Origin of the sequence: Acidovorax sp. PRC11, from assembly GCF_031844105.1 — a bacterium.
GTDB lineage: Bacteria > Pseudomonadota > Gammaproteobacteria > Burkholderiales > Burkholderiaceae_C > Paracidovorax.
Genome location: NZ_JAUZUQ010000015.1, coordinates 35,672 through 51,566 on the forward strand (window position 1 = coordinate 35,672; position 15,895 = coordinate 51,566).

Below are 15,895 nucleotides of genomic sequence, written 5' to 3' on the forward strand. Positions count from 1 at the left end.
GGCCTTCCCGGGATGCGGAACGGGCCGCCCTGCACCGGGTGGGGCGGCGACGGCGTGCCGGCAAAGAACGCGGAGCTGCGGCAGAATTCAGGGTTTTCCCGTATCCATGCAGCTGTCCCCGATCATGTCCGCATCCCTGTCGCTCTGTCCCATCGCCCCTCTCCCGGGAGCACGCGTTTGAGCGGGCCTGCGGTTCCCGCCGAGACCGTGCAGGTGCCGGTGCAGGCCACGGGGCGCGGCATGGCCGCGGCGCTCATCGGGCTGGGCGTGGGCGGCTTCTCCATCGGCACGGGCGAGTTCGTCATCATGGGCCTGCTGCCCGAGGTGGCGCGCGACATCGGCGTGACGATTCCCCAGGCGGGCCACGTCATCAGCTCCTACGCGCTCGGCGTGGTGATCGGCGCGCCGGTGCTCGCCGTGCTCGCCGCGGGCTGGGGGCGGCGCGCGCTGCTCATCGCGCTGATGGCGGTCTACGCGCTCGGCAATTTCGCCTCGGCGCTGGCACCGGGTTATCTGTCGCTGAACCTCATGCGCTTCCTGACCGGCCTGCCGCACGGCACGTACTTCGGGGTGGCGGCGCTGGTGGCGGCCTCGCTCGCGCCGCCGGGCCGGCGCGCGAGCGCCGTGGGCATGGTGATGCTCGGGCTGACGGGCGCCACGCTCGCGGGCGTTCCCATCGCGGCGGCGCTGGGCCAGCATTTCGGCTGGCGCGCGGCCTTCGTGTTCGTGGGAGCCATCGCCGTGCTGGCGATGGCGATGGTCCGCCGGGGGGTGCCCTACATGTCGCCGGACGCCGGCGCCAGCCCCTGGCGCGAGCTGGGTGCGCTGCGGCGCAAGCAGGTGTGGCTCACCCTGGGCATCGGCGCCATCGGCTTCGGCGGCATGTTCTCGGTCTTCAGCTACATCAAGCCGACGCTCACCGAGGTCGCGGGCCTGCCCGTGGGCGGCGTGCCGTTCGTGCTGGCGCTGTTCGGCGCGGGCATGGTGGCGGGCAACCTCGTGGGGGCGCGGATGGCCGACCGGGCGCTGATGCGCACCATCGGCGCGCTGCTGCTGTGGTCGGTGGTGGTGCTGGGCGGATTCGTGTTCGCCGCGCACCATGTGGCGACGGCCGCGCTGGCCACCTTCCTGCTCGGCACCATCGTGGCCATCGGGCCGGCGCTGCAGATCCGGCTCATGGACGTGGCCGGCGATGCGCAGACCCTGGCGGCGGCGCTCAACCACTCCGCCTTCAACTGCGCGAACGCCCTCGGTGCGTGGCTGGGGGGCGTGGCGATCAGCGCCGGCCTCGGCTGGACGTCCACCGGCTGGGTCGGCGTGCTGCTGGCCGTGGGCGGGCTCGCGGTGTTCGCCGCATCGCTCGCTGCCGACCGCAAGGCCGCCTGAGCGGACCGGCGCCTCAGGCCGCCACGGGCAGGCGGCTGCGGTGCCAGCGGCCCACGCCGTTCATCACCAGCACGCAGCAGGTCAGCCAGATGCCGCCGGTCACCCAGCCGGCGAGCACGTCGCTCGCGTAGTGCACCTGCAGCACGACGCGGCTCCAGCCCACCGTGAAGGTCACCGCCGCGGCCGCGAGCACCGCGGGCAGGTGCCAGCGCACCGGCAGCAGCCGGACGGCCAGGTAGGCCAGCATGGCGTAGGCCACCAGGGAGCTGCTGCTGTGGCCGCTCGGGAAGCTGTAGCCGTCGGCCGCGGAGATGCCGTGCACGTGCTCGGGCCGCACGCGTTCGAAGGCATGCTTGAAGCCCCGCGTCAGCAGGCCGTTGCCGGCCAGGGCTGCCACCCATCCGGCCGCGAGCAGCCGGTGGCGGCGCCACCACAGGGCCGCCGCCACGCCCACCGCCAGCACGGCCAGCACTTCCTTGTCGCCCGCATGGGTGAGGCGCGCGAACAGCGTGAGCGTGGGCACGCCCGCGTGGGCGCGCAGCGTGGCCGCCAGCGTTTCGTCCAGATGGGCCCAGTGCGTGGTGTCGGACCACTCATCGGCCAGCTCTCCCAGGATTTCGGCGCATCCCCAGAGCAGCAGGCCGGATACCGCGAGCGCCATCCAGAGGCGCGGCACCGCGTGGCGCGGCTCCGACCAGCGTCCGAGCCAGGGCGCGCAGCGGGGCGAGGCGAACAGCACGGCGCCGCGGGCGGCCAGCGTGGCGGCCAGCACGAGCGCCAGGCCGGCGCCCCAGGTCGCCAGGGGATGGGTTCCGGCCCAGACGGCCCAGGACTGCAGCGGTGTCATGTCGAAGATTCAAGCGGTGATTGGAAAAATTGCGCGCATGGTGACACGGAGCGGGGCGCAGGCGGGGGACAAGACCCACCCCGGCGTACGAGATTGCCCCGTGCGGCCGCATCCGGGTGTCGGCGCGCGCCGACACGGGCTGACTCTGCCTTCCGATGCGGCCGCGGGGGCGGACGCCGGCAGAATGGCTGCGGGCCATGGGGCCCCGCACAACGCGTATCCCAACCCTCCGTGGCGGTCCCGCTGCCGCGCAACCCACCGTTCCATGCCGCCCATCGTTCCGCCATCTCCTTCCGCCGGGCCCGGGCCGGTGCACCTGGTGGTTCCGCACCGCCCGGGCGCGGACCACGCCCAGGTGCGCCAGCGGCTGGAAGCGCTCGAGCCGCTGCGCCGGCACGCGGTGCGGTGGCACGTGCCCGCGGTGCGCGCCGGCATCGTGCAGGCCGCCGACGAAGCGGCACGCGCCGCCAAAGAGTCGGGCGGCATCGTCGTGGCCTGCGGCGGCGATGGAACGATCAACGCCGTGGCCGCGGCCGCATGGCGCCACGAGGTGCGCATGGGCGTGATCCCGGCCGGCACGTTCAACTATTTCGCACGCGAGCAGAGCCTGTCGCTCGATTTCCACCAGGCCGCCGAGGACATCCTGCAGGCACTGCATGCGGGCGACGTTCGCCCGGTGCGCGTCGGCTACGTCAACGACCGCATGTTCCTCGTGAACGCGGCGATCGGGCTGTACCCGCGGCTGCTGGAGCAGCGCGAGATGGCCTCGCGCCGGTTCGGCCGCTCGCGCTGGGTGGCCGTCGCGTCGGCCGTCTGGAGCTTCTTCCGGCCCGCTTCGGCGCGGCGCTGGCGCGTCTCGCTGCGCGCCCACCGCGGGGCGGATGCCCTGGTCGGCGAGGAGTTCTTCGCGTCCACCCTGTTCGTCGGGAACAATCCGCTGCAGCTCGAGCGCCTGGGCATCCCCCAGGCGCGCGACGTGGCCGAGGGCGATCACCTGGCGGTGCTGCTGCTCAAGCCGCAGGGCCGCTGGGCCACCGCGCGCACCGTATGGCACGCCGCGATCGGGCAGCTCGACCGCGACGAGTCGGTGATCAGCCTGGCCTGCGCCGAGATGGAGGTCGAGCCCGCCAGCTGGCGGCCGGCCCAGGTGAAGGTCGCGTTCGACGGCGAGAGGGAGTGGATGCCGTCGCCGCTGCGCTTCCGCGTCGAGAACCGTCCGCTCTGGCTGGTGGCGCCCACCGCCACCGCGCGGGACGACGATGCCCAGGCAGCACCCGGCGACGCCGCTGCTTCTCCCGTGCGCGCCGCCCCGGTCGCCGAGGACCCGGACCCTCCCGAGCCTGCACCCCTTCCGGTGCCGGGTGCCGTTCCCGGCATGGCGACAGTGTCCTGAAACCGGAGTGCGGACGGACCATGGGCGTACTCATGCACCTGTCCGACCTGCATTTCGGTGCCCATGACCCGCGCGTCTGCGCCGCGGTGCATGCGCTGGCACGCCGGCTCGACGTGGCGATGGTGGTCGTGTCCGGCGACCTGACCCAGCGCGCCACCGCACGGCAGTTCGACGCCGCGCACGATTTCATCGCCGGGCTTCCCGCGCCGAGCACGCTGGTGCTGCCCGGCAACCACGACCTGCCGCTGTTCGCCTGGTGGGAGCGGCTCGGCCATGCCTACCGTCGCTACGCCCGCTGGTGGGACGACGATCTGGAGCCGGTGTGCGATGCCGGCGGGTTCTTCGTGGTCGGCGTCAACACCACGCGGCCCTGGCGCCACCAGCGCGGCAGCCTGTCGCGCGCGCAGATCGACGCCGCGGCGCGGCGCCTGGCGGCGGCGCCGCCGGACCGCTGGCGCATCGTCGTCACCCACCACCCCCTGGCCGCGCGCCACGCGCGCGATGCCGAACACCGGCCGCACCGGGCCGCCGAGGCCCTGGCGCGCTGGCGCGAAGCCGGTGCCGCGCTGTTGCTATCGGGCCACGCCCACGAGCCCGGCCTGGGCGAAGCGCTTCCCGGCCTGTGGACCGCGCACGCCGGCACTGCCGTGTCGGTGCGGCTGCGTGCGCAGGCGCCCAACAGCCTGATCACCCTCGAGGAGCGCGCAGGAAAGAGATGCCTCACGCGGTGGGATTTCGACCTCGCGGAGGGGGGCTTCGTGCCGCACCCCGGCGGCCCGCTGTCCATGTGACGGACGGGCATCCCGGGCCGAGAGGCGAATAAATGGCGCTTATCAGCATTTGTCGAAGGTCCGCGAAATGGTAAAAAACCGGGGCTACTGGGAGGAACCACATTTGGATGCGAAAGTCCGGGAGCCCCGTGCCGGCGAACCCAACGATTGCCATGCGCCGCGACGCGCAGGGTCGTGCGCGCGCACCCGCCCGGCGGCGCGCACCGCCCTGCTGGCAGCGGCGCTGCTCGCAGCAGGCCCGGCGCCGTGGCAGGCCGTGGCCGCACAGGGCGTCGTACCGCCTGCGGCGCCGCGATCCGACGCGCGCGCTTCCGTGCCCAAGTCGGCCGTGTCGCGCGCCGCCGGCGCCACCTACCGCCTGCGCATCGTGGGCAACCTGGGGGCCCTGTCGCAGTATTCCCGCCGCGAGGCACCGTTCTGGGCCCAGGAACTGCCGCGGCTGAGCGGCGGCCGGTTCACCGCCTCCATCGTCCCGTTCGACCGTGCGGGCGTTCCGGGCATCGAAATGCTGCGCCTCATAGAACTCGGGGTGGTGCCGATGGGCACGGTGCTGATGAGCTCGCTCACCGCGCAGTACCCGCAATACACCGCGCCGGATCTTCCGGGTCTCAACCCGACGCTGGCGGACCTGCGGGCCTCCGTGCAGTCGTTCCGCCCCTACCTCGAAGCGGCCCTGCGAGAGCACCACCATTTCGAAATGCTGGCCGTCTACGTGTATCCGGCGCAGGTGCTCTTCTGCAAGAACGCGCTCTCGGGCCTGGCGGACCTGAGCGGCCGGCGCGTGCGCGTCTCCTCGGCGGCGCAGGCCGATTTCGTGGCCGGACTGGGCGGAATCCCGGTGCACACGGGCTTCAGCCAGATCGTGCCCAGCCTGCAGGCCGGCGACAGCGAATGCGCCATCACCGGCACCATGTCCGGCAACACGCTGGGCATGCACCGCATGACGCGCTACCTGCACATGCTGCCGATCACCTGGGGGCTGTCGTTCTTCGGCGCCAACGACGAAGCCTGGGCGGCCATGCCGGCCGAGCTGCGCGCGCTGCTGCGTCGCGAACTGCCGAAGCTGGAGGAAGCCATCTGGCGCGATGCCGAGGCCGAAACCGCCGAAGGCGTGGCCTGCAACACCGGCGCGGCAGCGTGCATGCACGGGGAAAAAGGCGCGATGGTGGCGGTGTCGCCGTCGGCCGCCGACGAAGCGCGCCGCCAGCGCCTGCTGCGCGAGGCCGTGCTGCCCAACTGGCTGCGCCGCTGTGGAGAGGGTTGCGCGGAGGTCTGGTCCCGCACCATCGGCCGGGCGCGCGGCATTCCCGTGCCGGGGAGCCCCTGATGCGGGCGGTGTCGGTGCGCCTGCGATGGGCCGTGGTGCTGGCGGTGGCGGCGCTGGTGCTGGGTTTGATGGGGGCTGCCGCCGCCCTGATCGTGAATGCGCGGCACGCGGCCCTCGCCGAGAGCGAGGCGCAGGTGGCACGCTTCGCGGCCGGCTCCGAAGCGGCCCTCAACCGGGCGCTGCTGGGGCTGGACGTGCTGCTCGCCAGCACCGACGACATGATCGATCTCTGGCGCGAGCGCGACCCGCGCCCGGATCCGGAATTCATCGGCAGGCTGCTGCGCCGCGCGGCGCGGCAGAACATCCTCGTGCGTTCGGTGGTGCTGCTGGATGCGCGGCGCGCGGTGGTGGCCGCATCGGACGCGGTCGGCGCGCGCGTCACCTCGGAGCTTCCCGCAGGCTTCTTCGACGAAGCGATGGCGCAGAGCATGCCCACGCTGCTCCTCAGTGCGCCCACCGTGAGCTTCGCGAGTTCCGAACGCGTGCTGTATGCGGCGCGGCCCATCCGTGCCGAGAATGGCGAACGCCTGCTGGCGGTGCTGCAGGTGCCCGTGAGCATGCTCGTCGGAGTGGTCATGCAGGGCGCGGACATTCCGGGGCTGGAAGTCTCGTTCGAGCGCGGCCGCGGCGACCTGATCATCGGCACCTCCAGCCGGGGCGAGGCGCGCACGCGCGCCCGCGTTCCGGCCCTGGGCGACGACGCGCCGGCCTTCAGCGCCTGGGGGCAGTCCGCGCGCCTGTCCGGCGTGGCCGCGCTGGTGGTGGCGCGGCCGCTGCTCTATCCCGGCCTCTGGATCGCGGCCAGCCTGCCGGAGTCCGCGGCCCTGGCGAACTGGCGCACGGAGCGCAACGCCATCGCGGCCGTGGCAGCGCTGCTGATCGCCACCGCGCTCGCCGCGGGCGGTTTCTCGATGGCCTACCTGCGCCGCATGAGCCGTGCGCGCAAGGATCTCGCCCGTTCCAAGGCCACGCTCGAGCAGGCGCTGGGGGCCATGGTCAGCGGCTTCGTGCTGCTGGACCCCGGGCACCGCGTGCTCCAGTGGAACGGGCGCTACGAAGAGATCTTCCCCTGGCTGCGCGACATCATGGCCGTGGGGCTGCCGTTCCGCACCGTGCTGGAGGCCACCTCCAGGCACCATCTGCCGGACGCCGACGAAGGCATGCGCCGGGAATGGGTGGCGCAGCGGCTGCTGCTGCAGCGCGAGACGCGCGGCACGCACGAGCAGATGCTGCCCAACGGCCATTTCATCCAGATCACCGAGCGCGTCACGCCGGAAGGCGGGCTCATGATCACCTACCACGACGTGACGGAATTGCGCCGCGCCAGCGCGGAGATCGAGAACCTCGCCTTCTACGACCTGCTCACCGGCCTGCCCAACCGGCGCCTGCTGCTCGACCGCCTGCACCAGGCTCTGGCGACCGCCCAGCGCTCGCACCAGTTCGGCGCCCTGCTGTTCCTCGACCTCGACCATTTCAAGACGCTCAACGACACCCAGGGCCACGAGATGGGCGATCTGCTGCTGCAGCAGGTCGCCCTGCGCCTGCGCATCTGCGTGCGTGCCGCCGACACCGTGGCGCGGCTCGGGGGCGACGAGTTCGTCGTCATGCTGTGCGACCTCTCCCAGGACCGGGAGGAGGCCGCCACCATCGCGCGCCGCTTCGGCGAGAAGATCCTGCACGCCGTGTCGCAGCCCTACCAGTTGCAGCAGCAGATGCACCAGCACACCTGCAGCATCGGCGCCGCGGTGTTCGGCGACGTGATGCAGAGCGCCGCCGATCTGCTCAAGCAGGCCGACATCGCGATGTACCAGGTGAAGGCCCGGCGCGGCAACGCCCTCTGCTTCTTCGATCCGCAGATGCAGGTGGTCATCAGCCAGCGCGCACAGCTCGAATCCGACCTCCAGGCCGCCATTGCCGGGCAGCAGTTCGTCCTGTACTACCAGCCGCAGATCTCCCGCGACGGCGGCGTCGTGGGCGCCGAGGGGCTGCTGCGCTGGAGGCATCCCGATCGGGGATTGATCTCGCCCGCTCAATTCATCGGCGTGGCGGAGGAGAGCGAACTCATCGTGCCGATCGGCCAGTGGGTGCTGCGCAGCGCCTGTGCGCAGCTCGCCGCATGGAGCCACGATCCGCGCTTGGCGAATGTGCACATCGCCGTCAACGTCAGCGCGCGCCAGTTCCGCCACCCCGATTTCGTCGCCAGCGTGGTGGATGCGCTGAACCATGCGGGCGTGCGGCCTCACCTGCTCGAACTGGAACTCACCGAAACCCTGGTGCTCGACAACGTCGACGACTCCGTCGGCAAGATGCACCAGTTGCGCACCAAGGGCGTGCGATTCTCGGTGGACGATTTCGGCACCGGCTATTCGTCGCTCGCCTACCTCACGCGCCTGCCGCTGCACCAGCTGAAGATCGATCAGTCCTTCGTGCGCAACCTGGGCACGCGGCCCACCGACGACGTGATCGTGCAGACCATCATCGGCATGGCGCGCAACCTCGACCTGGAGGTGATCGCCGAAGGCGTCGAGACCGAGGAGCAGCGCGGATTCCTGGAGCGCCACGGCTGCGACCTCTACCAGGGCTACCTGTTCGCCCGGCCCATGCGCGCGGAGGATTTCCGGGTGCGCTACGGCGCCGCGTCGGAGGCGGCACCGGAAGGGATGGCGGAAGGGGCGACGGGGCCTGCCGCCGACTGATCCGGCGGGTGTGATAAGGGCAAGGCCACGGCCGCGGAGACGGGGCGGGCCGCAGCCTTTCGGGACGGTCGGGCTTGACTTCTTTCTCTCCATTGGGACAGGAGAAGGTCCGCATCATTGGCGCCAGATACAGCCGCGGAGTGGACTGACGTTGGAGCAGATCAGGAGGAACACCAGCTACGGCAATTTCATCGTGAAATTCTGGAACCACTCCAGTCAACTGATCCAGTAAGCCATGCACAAAACCCTGCGTCTCTGCATCCACCTGGCATGCATCGCCGGCCTGCTCGCGATGTTCCTGCTCCTGGAGGCCTTCGCCATGGCAAAGGCCACCCGAATGCGGGAGCGATGGCTGCCCGCCGTGCTGATGCCGTCAGGAGCGCTGCTGCTGGTCTTCGCTTGACTGGAGCGAGAGTCCTCACCCCCGCCGCGACGACACCACGATCCCCGCCACGATCAGCGCGAACGCCGCGCCGTGGTAGAGGTGCGGCGTCTCGCCCAGAACCAGGGCAGAGAGCACGGCGGCGAAGAGCGGCGTGAGGTTGATGAAGAAACTCGCCACGGCCGGGCCGGCGCGCTGCACGCCCACGCCCCAGCAGCGGTAGGCGAGCAGGGCGGGGCCGAGCGCGATGAAGGCGAGGGCCGCCACGAGCGGCCAGCCCCAGGTGGCGTGGGCGTGGCCGAGCGTCCATTCGCCGGCGGCGAACGCGCCGGACCAGGCCAGGCCGAACACCATCTGCGCCATGAGGAAGGCGGCCCAGTCGCCGCGCAGGCCTGCGGGCTCGGTGGTGCGCGACAGCAGCCAGCTGTAGAAGGCCCACGAGATGGTGGCCAGCACCATGTAGAGATCGCCCGGCACGAGCCGCAGCGCCAGCAGCTGCGCCCATTCGCCGCGGCTGAGCACCACCAGCACGCCGGCGATGGAGAGCAGCGCACCCGTCGCCTGCGCGCGCGTCACCCGGGCGCCGAAGCAGAGCGCGCCGATGGCCAGCATCCAGACCGGCAGCCCCGAGCCGACGAGCGTGACGTTGAGCGGCGTGGAGGTCTGCAGCGCCATGTACTGCAGCGCGTTGTAGCAGCCGATGCCGAGCAGCCCGAGCATCGCATAGCGGCGCCAGTGCGGCCACAGCGGGCTGCCGCGGCGCAGCACGCCGTGGGCCAGGGGCAGCAGCACGATGAAGGCCAGCGCCCAGCGGATGAAGTTGAGCGCGACCGGGGAGATGAGGGGATGCACGAGGCGGCCGACGACCGCGTTGCCGGCCCAGAGCAGCGGCGCGGCCACGAGCAGGGCCACGGTGCCGGACGAGAGTCGTTGTGTCATGGCCTGGAAATGTACCGGCCTGCGGGCTTCGCCGATCCGTGGCAGGATGCACGCCGGCCCCCGCGTGGGGCCATTCCGCGGGCCGGATGCCCGTCCGCATCGCCCCGGTTCGCGTTCTCGATTTTTTCCTTTCTTTTTTGATCGTGTCTTCCAACGCAGGAGTCGCCGCATGAGCCTTGCCGTCCAGATCCGCCAGCACGGCGGTCCCGAAGAACTGCACCTGACCGACGTGACCGTGGGCGAGCCCGGCCCCGGCGAGATCCGCATCCGCCACCATGCGGTGGGCCTGAACTTCATCGACGTGTACCACCGCACGGGGCTGTATCCGCTGCCGATGCCGGCCACGATCGGCATGGAGGGTGCGGGCATCGTCGAGGCCGTGGGCGCGGGCGTGACGCACCTCGCCGTGGGCGACCGCGCCGCCTATGCGAGCCAGCCGCCCGGCAGCTATGCCGAGGTGCGCGTGCTGCCCGCGAAGTGCGTGTGCCGGCTGCCCGACGCGATCGATTTCGAGACCGGCGCGGCGATGATGCTCAAGGGCCTGACGGCACAGTACCTGCTGAAGAAAACGCTGCCGGCCGAGGGGCTGCAGCCGGGCGACCACGTGCTGTTCCATGCGGCCGCGGGCGGCGTGGGGCTGATCGCCTGCCAGTGGGCGAAGGCGCTGGGCCTGCAGCTCATCGGCACGGCGGGCAGCGACGAGAAGTGCCAGCTGGCGCTCGCCAACGGCGCGGCGCACGCCATCAACTACCGCACGGAGGATTTCGCGGCGCGCGTGAAGGAGATCACGGGCGGCGAGGGCGTGAAGGTGGTGTACGACTCGGTGGGCAAGGACACCTGGGAGAAGTCGCTGGAGTGCCTGCGGCCCTTCGGGCTGATGGCCACCTTCGGCAATGCCTCGGGTCCGGCGCCGGCGTTCGCGCCCGGCATGCTGGGCGCCAAGGGGTCGCTCTACGTCACGCGGCAGACGCTGTTCACCCACATCGCCACGCGCGAATCCACCCAGGCCATGGCGGACGACCTGTTCGCGGTGGTGCAGAGCGGCGACGTGACGATCCACATCGACCAGCGCTACCCGCTGCGCGACGTGCAGCAGGCGCACCGCGACCTGGAAGCGCGCAAGACCACGGGCTCCACCATCCTGACGCTGGAATGAGTGCGCACCGCGAGATGCCGGTGCCCGCATGGGTGGCGCCGGCCCGCGCGCTGGCGCACCGGCCGCCCGTGGTGCCGCGTGTGCCGTTCGCGGTGGCCGGGCAGTCCGTGGGCTCGGTGGCGCCGGGGCTGATGGAAGGCCTCGCGCTGGACCGAGGCGCCGGCCGGGCCGACGTGGCGGCCGCGCTGGTGAAGGAATCCCATGCCGGATCGGAGCGTTGGCACCTGGCCTGCGCCCCGGCCGATGCCACGCATGCGCTGGCCGCGCTGGCGGATGCACTGCGCCGCGCCGGGCGCTGCGGGGCGTGGCGCGACGAGCAACTGGCGGTGTGCAACGCGGCGGGTGATCGCATCGGCACGGTGGAGCGCGGCGCGGTGCGCGCGCTGGGCATCGCCACGCGGGCTGTGCACCTCGTGGCCTGCGCGCCGGACGGCCGGCAGTGGATGCAGCAGCGCGCGTTCGACAAGCCCAGCCACCCGGGCCGGTGGGACACGCTGATGGGCGGCATGGTGAGTGCGCAGGACACGGTGGAATCCGCGCTGGCGCGCGAGACCTGGGAAGAGGCGGGCCTGCGCACCGGGGCGCTGCAGGATCTGTCCCATGGCGGCCACGTCGACTTCGCGCGCCCCAGCGACGAGGGCGAGGGCGTGGGCTACATGGTGGAGCGCATCGACTGGTTCCGCGCCACCGTGCCCGAAGGCCTGGTGCCCGCCAACCAGGACGGCGAGGTGGAACGCTTCGAGCTGCTCGAGGCCGCCGACGTGCAGGCACGCCTCGCGCTGGGCGCGTTCACGCCCGAAGCGGCGCTGGTGCTGGCCGGCTTCTACGGCTGGTGACGTTGCAGGTGGCGGTGCGGCGGGTCGGCCGCGGGCGCAGCGCGGCCGGGACAGCGCAGCGCGGCCACCGGATCGATAATGCGGGGTTCTTCCGCACGCACCCCCTGCGCATCCGCCATGGCCCGTTCCCGTTTCCTGCCCGACAACTTCACCCTCGCGCTGATCGCCGTCGTCGCGCTGGCCAGCGTGCTGCCGGCGTCCGGCCAGGTGGCGCGCGGCTTCGAGTACGCCACCACGGCGGCGGTGGCGCTGCTGTTCTTCCTGCACGGCGCCAAGCTGTCGCGGCAGGCCATCGTCGCGGGCCTGTCGCACTGGCGGCTGCACCTGCTGGTGATCGCCTCCACCTTCGTCCTCTTTCCGCTGATCGGCTGGGCGCTGCGGCCCGTGCTGGAGCCGCTGGTCACGCCGGAGCTCTACCAGGGCGTGATCTTCCTGTGCGTGCTGCCCGCGACGGTGCAGTCCGCCATCGCCTTCACCGCCCTGGCGCGGGGCAACATGCCGGCCGCCATCTGCTCGGCCTCGGGCTCCACGCTGCTGGGCATCGTGATCACGCCCATGCTGGTCGGCCTGCTGCTGCCGGGCGTGCCCGGCGCCCAGGCCGGCGCGGCCACCGCGGGCTCGGCCGGCCACGACACGCTCGCGAGCATCGGCCGCATCACGCTGCAATTGTTCGTGCCGTTCCTGGCGGGCCATCTGCTGCGGCCCTGGATCGGCGGTTTCGTGCAGCGCCGCGCGGCGGTGCTCAAGTTCGTGGACCAGGGCTCCATCCTGCTCGTGGTCTACACCGCCTTCAGCGCGGCGGTGATCGAGGGGCTGTGGCACGACATTCCGCTGCATGCACTGGCGGGTCTGGTGTTCGTGTGTGCCGTCATCCTCGCGATCGCGCTGGTCGCCACCACCTGGATCAGCCGGCGCGTCGGCTTCTCGAAAGAGGATGAGATCACCGTGGTGTTCTGCGGCTCCAAGAAGAGCCTCGCGAGCGGCGTGCCCATGGCCAAGGTGCTGTTCGCCTCGCACGCCGTGGGCGCGCTGGTGCTGCCGTTGATGGTCTTCCACCAGATGCAGCTGATGGTGTGTGCCGTCATCGCGCAGCACTACGCCCGCCGGCCGGCGGCGGACCTGCCGCAGGAGGCTGCCGCCCCGCGCGGCTGACGCTTCGCGCGGGTTGCAGCACGTTCGCCTCCAGCCGTGCTGCCGGGCGGTGGCGTCCGCACAGTTCGCCGATGGCCGGGGTCGCGGATTCCGTGGCCGGCCGACGGAGGAGGGAGGAGAGGCACCATGTTCGATCGAATTGCGCGGCTCGCCGGCTGTGGCGAGGTTTCCTGCATCACGCCGGCCGCCGGGAGTCGCGCGCAGCCGCGCACGGACGGCCCCGTCGCTTCCCGCGGCATGCCTGCCGCGCCCGAAGGCCTGCCGGTCCGGCCCGCCGGCGGCGACTGGCGCAGAGGGGTTCCGACGGCCATGGCCGCGCAGGAGTGGGCCGGGCGCGCGCCGGCGCGCGGCACCGAGCTGGCGCGGTCTGCGACATCGCTCGCGGCCTACATGGCCGCCCGCACCATCGTGGGCCGGCCGCTGGACGCGGCGCAGGAGAGCCTGCTGCAGCAGGCGCACCGTACGGTGGATGCCACGCGCCGCGCCTTGACGGGAGGCCGGGGCAATGTCTCGGTCGACATCGGGAGCACGCTGGGCCACAGCTCCCTCCAGTCGCAGGCCTGCCGCGCCGTCATCGGCTACCTGGAGCGGGCACACACCGTCCCCGGAGCCGTTGCGGGCAGCGGGCCTTTCGGGCGCGGGCAGAAGCCGGATGCGGCGACCACCGCGGCGGCAGGTGCGCTCGCGGCGGGTGCCGGCCATTGCGCGGAGCATGCCGCGGTCGCCGTGCTGGTGCAGGCGCCCCATCTGGCGCCGGGCCAGGAGGTCCGCATCGTCGAGCGCGTGCGCGTCGATCACATGTGGGCGGAACTGCATGCGCCGGAGGCCTCCGGTGCTGTCATCGTTCTCGATGCGTGGGCGGACGGTCCGGCCGTATTCCATGAGGATGCACGGTTCGCCGCCGACAGGGCTGCGGTGAACCGGCTGCGCACCATCCGCCGCGCGGACGGCCTGCAGGCCGGGGCGGCGGTCGATGGGTGGCTGCAGGATCCCGCCCTGGGGGCGCGGATGGATCGCGCCCGGCGGCGGCTGGGGCCCGGATTCCGCTATCCGCCCGCCAAGGTCTACCCGCCGGTTCCGGTCGTGTCCGACGCGTTCGCGGAGCAGGTGCGCGAACGCGTGGCTGCCCCCGTGGACGAGCACGTGTATGCCGGGCTGGGGTTCGTCCCGGGCCCGGCGGAACGCGCGCACCGGCGCGCACTGCTCAACGGCGTGGCGGCCGCGGGGGCGGCGCGGCGCACCGGCAGCGGCGTGGCCGATGCGGCGCTCGGGAGCGGGCACATTCTGTCGGCGGCCTGCCGCCTGGATCGCTGAGGCTGCCCGCGTCGGCGGCGGCCGCTGGCGCCGGCAGCCGCCGCTACACCCCCGCCTGCTGGTGGCGCCATTCCTGCGTGCGGCCGCCGTAGCCATAGGCCGCGGCACGCGCATCGATCAGATGCACATAGCTCACCGGATGGAGTCGGGGCCGCAGCGCGGCGAACGCGGCATGCACCTCGCGCAGATAGAGCGCCTTCTCGGCCTTGGTATTGGTCTCGTCGGTGATGCTGATGTCGAGGTGAAAGGCGCTCTGGTCCAGTTCCGCGAGCGATGCGCCACCCACGAACCACTGCGTGGCCGGGATGAACTGCACGGTGGTCGCGATCACGGGCAATTGCTTGCCGAGCACGCGTTGCGTGATGGCTGCGACCGTGTCGGCGGCGCGGCGGGCGAGCAGGGCGTCGGGCTCGCCGCTGAGATGGATCACGGTATGGGGCATGAAGGGCTCCTGGGTGAGCGAAGGACAGGGGGAAGAATGGGAGGAAGGCAACGGCTGCATTCTTGGGCTTTCGCAGGCTTCGGAAAAGCAGGATGATCTGCACATATCCATCGGAAAAACCGTTGACCTGATACCCCATGCGTCCTTTCTCCCTCGACCAGCTCAGAACCTTCGTGGCCGTGTGCGAGGCCGGCAGCCTGGCGGCCGGGGCGCCGCATGTTTTCCTGTCGCAGTCGGCCGTGAGCGAGCAGCTGCGCAAGCTGGAGCAGCATGCGGGCCGGACGCTGCTCGCGCGCTCCAAGGCGGGCGTCGCGCCCACGGTGGCCGGGCAGCGCCTGCTGGCGCACGCACGGCAATTGCTGGCCCTGAGCGAAGCCGCCTGGGAGGATCTGCAGGGCGCCGCGCTGGAGGGTACGCTGCGGTTGGGCGTGACGGATTACTTCCGCCCCGCGGAGCTGGCCGGGCTGCTCGCCCGCGCGCAGGCCCGCCATCCGGGAGTGCGGCTGCAGGTGGCGGTGCGCAAGAGCGGGGAGATCGAAGCGGGCTATGCGCAGGGCGAGTTCGACGTCGGGCTGACCATGCGCCTGCCCGCGGCCGCGGGCGCCGCGGCGGGCCGGCGGGCCGCGGGTACGCCGCTGCGGCGCGAACCGCTGCTGTGGATGGGCGCGGCATGGTCGTGCGCCGCACCTCCTGCGGCCGGCGCACCGCTGCGCCTGCTGGCACTGCCGGACACCTGCTCGCTGCACCGCTTCGCCGTGGCGTTGCTCAAGCGCCGCCGCGTGCCGTTCGTGGTCGCTCTGCAGGCCTCCGGCGTGGCGGGCCTGCAGTCCGCCCTGGCGGCGGGGCTGGGCGTGGCCTGCCTCAACGCGTCGGCACTCTGCGATGGGGTGCAGGCGCTGCCCGCGGCGTGGACGCTTCCTGCGCTGCCGCAGGCCCGCTTCGTGGTGCTGCCTCCGCGGCAGGGCGAATCCGCCTTCGTGCAGCGGGCACGCCAGCAACTCGTGGCGGACTTCGCCTGAACCCGTCCGCCGCGGCTTCGGCTACGTCGGTGCGCGGTCCTTTTCCGCACGCTCTTCCTCGCCGGGCGGAACCTCCAGGCGGTCGTTGCGCACCTCCTTCATCATCGCCTCGCCGGTCGGATCGGTATCGTCGAGCGGCACGTCGTTTTCCTGGGTGACTTCGGGTTCGTCGCTGTGGGGCTTGCGGGGTGTGCTGGACATGTCTGCTCCTCGTC

Annotated in this window: 15 protein-coding genes; 11 read left to right on the forward strand and 4 right to left on the reverse strand. The window is 72.0% G+C overall.

Annotation, left to right across the window (positions count from 1 at the left end; genetic code table 11):
* The first annotated feature begins 240 nt into the window (after window positions 1-240).
* A complete protein-coding gene (locus Q9R47_RS16920; protein WP_311234435.1) occupies window positions 241-1,386 on the forward strand; it encodes an MFS transporter in 1,146 nt (381 codons plus the stop codon).
* 13 nt (window positions 1,387-1,399) lie between these two features.
* Here the strand turns inward: Q9R47_RS16920 and Q9R47_RS16925 are convergent, their stop codons facing one another.
* On the reverse strand, window positions 1,400-2,233 hold the full coding sequence (locus Q9R47_RS16925) for a phosphatase PAP2 family protein (protein WP_311234353.1): 834 nt from the start codon (window positions 2,231-2,233) through the stop codon (window positions 1,400-1,402).
* Between the two features lie 265 nt (window positions 2,234-2,498).
* Here Q9R47_RS16925 and Q9R47_RS16930 point away from each other — a divergent pair, with 265 nt between their 5' ends.
* From Q9R47_RS16930 to Q9R47_RS16950, 5 genes are all read left to right on the forward strand, one after another.
* On the forward strand, window positions 2,499-3,626 hold the full coding sequence (locus Q9R47_RS16930) for a diacylglycerol kinase family protein (protein WP_311234354.1): 1,128 nt from the start codon (window positions 2,499-2,501) through the stop codon (window positions 3,624-3,626).
* A gap of 20 nt (window positions 3,627-3,646) precedes the next feature.
* Window positions 3,647-4,417, forward strand: coding sequence for a metallophosphoesterase (locus Q9R47_RS16935; protein ID WP_311234355.1), 771 nt, complete (start codon window positions 3,647-3,649; stop codon window positions 4,415-4,417).
* Between the two features lie 103 nt (window positions 4,418-4,520).
* Complete coding sequence (locus tag Q9R47_RS16940; protein ID WP_311234356.1) at window positions 4,521-5,744, forward strand: TRAP transporter substrate-binding protein; 1,224 nt, start codon at window positions 4,521-4,523, stop codon at window positions 5,742-5,744.
* A complete protein-coding gene (locus Q9R47_RS16945) occupies window positions 5,744-8,440 on the forward strand; it encodes an EAL domain-containing protein (protein ID WP_311234357.1) in 2,697 nt (898 codons plus the stop codon). Before Q9R47_RS16940 ends, Q9R47_RS16945 begins: the two co-directional genes overlap by 1 nt.
* 235 nt (window positions 8,441-8,675) lie before the next feature.
* Window positions 8,676-8,843 carry a hypothetical protein gene (locus tag Q9R47_RS16950; RefSeq protein ID WP_311234358.1) on the forward strand — a complete coding sequence of 56 codons (168 nt, stop codon included), beginning with the start codon at window positions 8,676-8,678 and terminating at the stop codon, window positions 8,841-8,843.
* 15 nt (window positions 8,844-8,858) lie between these two features.
* Here the strand turns inward: Q9R47_RS16950 and Q9R47_RS16955 are convergent, their stop codons facing one another.
* Window positions 8,859-9,761 (reverse strand): DMT family transporter, encoded by a 903-nt coding sequence (locus tag Q9R47_RS16955; protein WP_311234359.1) that lies wholly within the window; start codon window positions 9,759-9,761, stop codon window positions 8,859-8,861.
* A 169-nt stretch (window positions 9,762-9,930) separates the two neighbouring features.
* On the opposite strand from Q9R47_RS16955, the gene Q9R47_RS16960 reads away from it, so the two are divergent.
* From Q9R47_RS16960 to Q9R47_RS16975, 4 genes are all read left to right on the forward strand, one after another.
* Window positions 9,931-10,917 carry a quinone oxidoreductase gene (locus tag Q9R47_RS16960; protein WP_311234360.1) on the forward strand — a complete coding sequence of 329 codons (987 nt, stop codon included), beginning with the start codon at window positions 9,931-9,933 and terminating at the stop codon, window positions 10,915-10,917.
* Window positions 10,914-11,753 carry an NUDIX domain-containing protein gene (locus Q9R47_RS16965; protein ID WP_311234361.1) on the forward strand — a complete coding sequence of 280 codons (840 nt, stop codon included), beginning with the start codon at window positions 10,914-10,916 and terminating at the stop codon, window positions 11,751-11,753. The genes Q9R47_RS16960 and Q9R47_RS16965 overlap by 4 nt, the downstream gene beginning before the upstream one ends.
* Before the next feature lie 117 nt (window positions 11,754-11,870).
* A complete protein-coding gene (locus tag Q9R47_RS16970; protein ID WP_311234362.1) occupies window positions 11,871-12,905 on the forward strand; it encodes a bile acid:sodium symporter family protein in 1,035 nt (344 codons plus the stop codon).
* Window positions 12,906-13,031: 126 nt separating this feature from the next.
* A complete protein-coding gene (locus tag Q9R47_RS16975) occupies window positions 13,032-14,219 on the forward strand; it encodes a hypothetical protein (protein WP_311234363.1) in 1,188 nt (395 codons plus the stop codon).
* Between the two features lie 43 nt (window positions 14,220-14,262).
* Here the strand turns inward: Q9R47_RS16975 and Q9R47_RS16980 are convergent, their stop codons facing one another.
* Window positions 14,263-14,661, reverse strand: a complete 399-nt coding sequence (locus tag Q9R47_RS16980; RefSeq protein ID WP_311234364.1) for a 4-oxalocrotonate tautomerase — start codon at window positions 14,659-14,661, stop codon at window positions 14,263-14,265.
* Window positions 14,662-14,798: 137 nt separating this feature from the next.
* Here Q9R47_RS16980 and Q9R47_RS16985 point away from each other — a divergent pair, with 137 nt between their 5' ends.
* Entirely contained in the window at window positions 14,799-15,680 is an 882-nt protein-coding gene (locus tag Q9R47_RS16985; RefSeq protein ID WP_311234365.1) for a LysR family transcriptional regulator, read from the forward strand.
* A 21-nt stretch (window positions 15,681-15,701) separates the two neighbouring features.
* On the opposite strand, the gene Q9R47_RS16990 is transcribed toward Q9R47_RS16985, so the two are convergent.
* Complete coding sequence (locus tag Q9R47_RS16990; RefSeq protein ID WP_311234366.1) at window positions 15,702-15,881, reverse strand: hypothetical protein; 180 nt, start codon at window positions 15,879-15,881, stop codon at window positions 15,702-15,704.
* Between the last annotated feature and the right edge of the window lie 14 nt (window positions 15,882-15,895).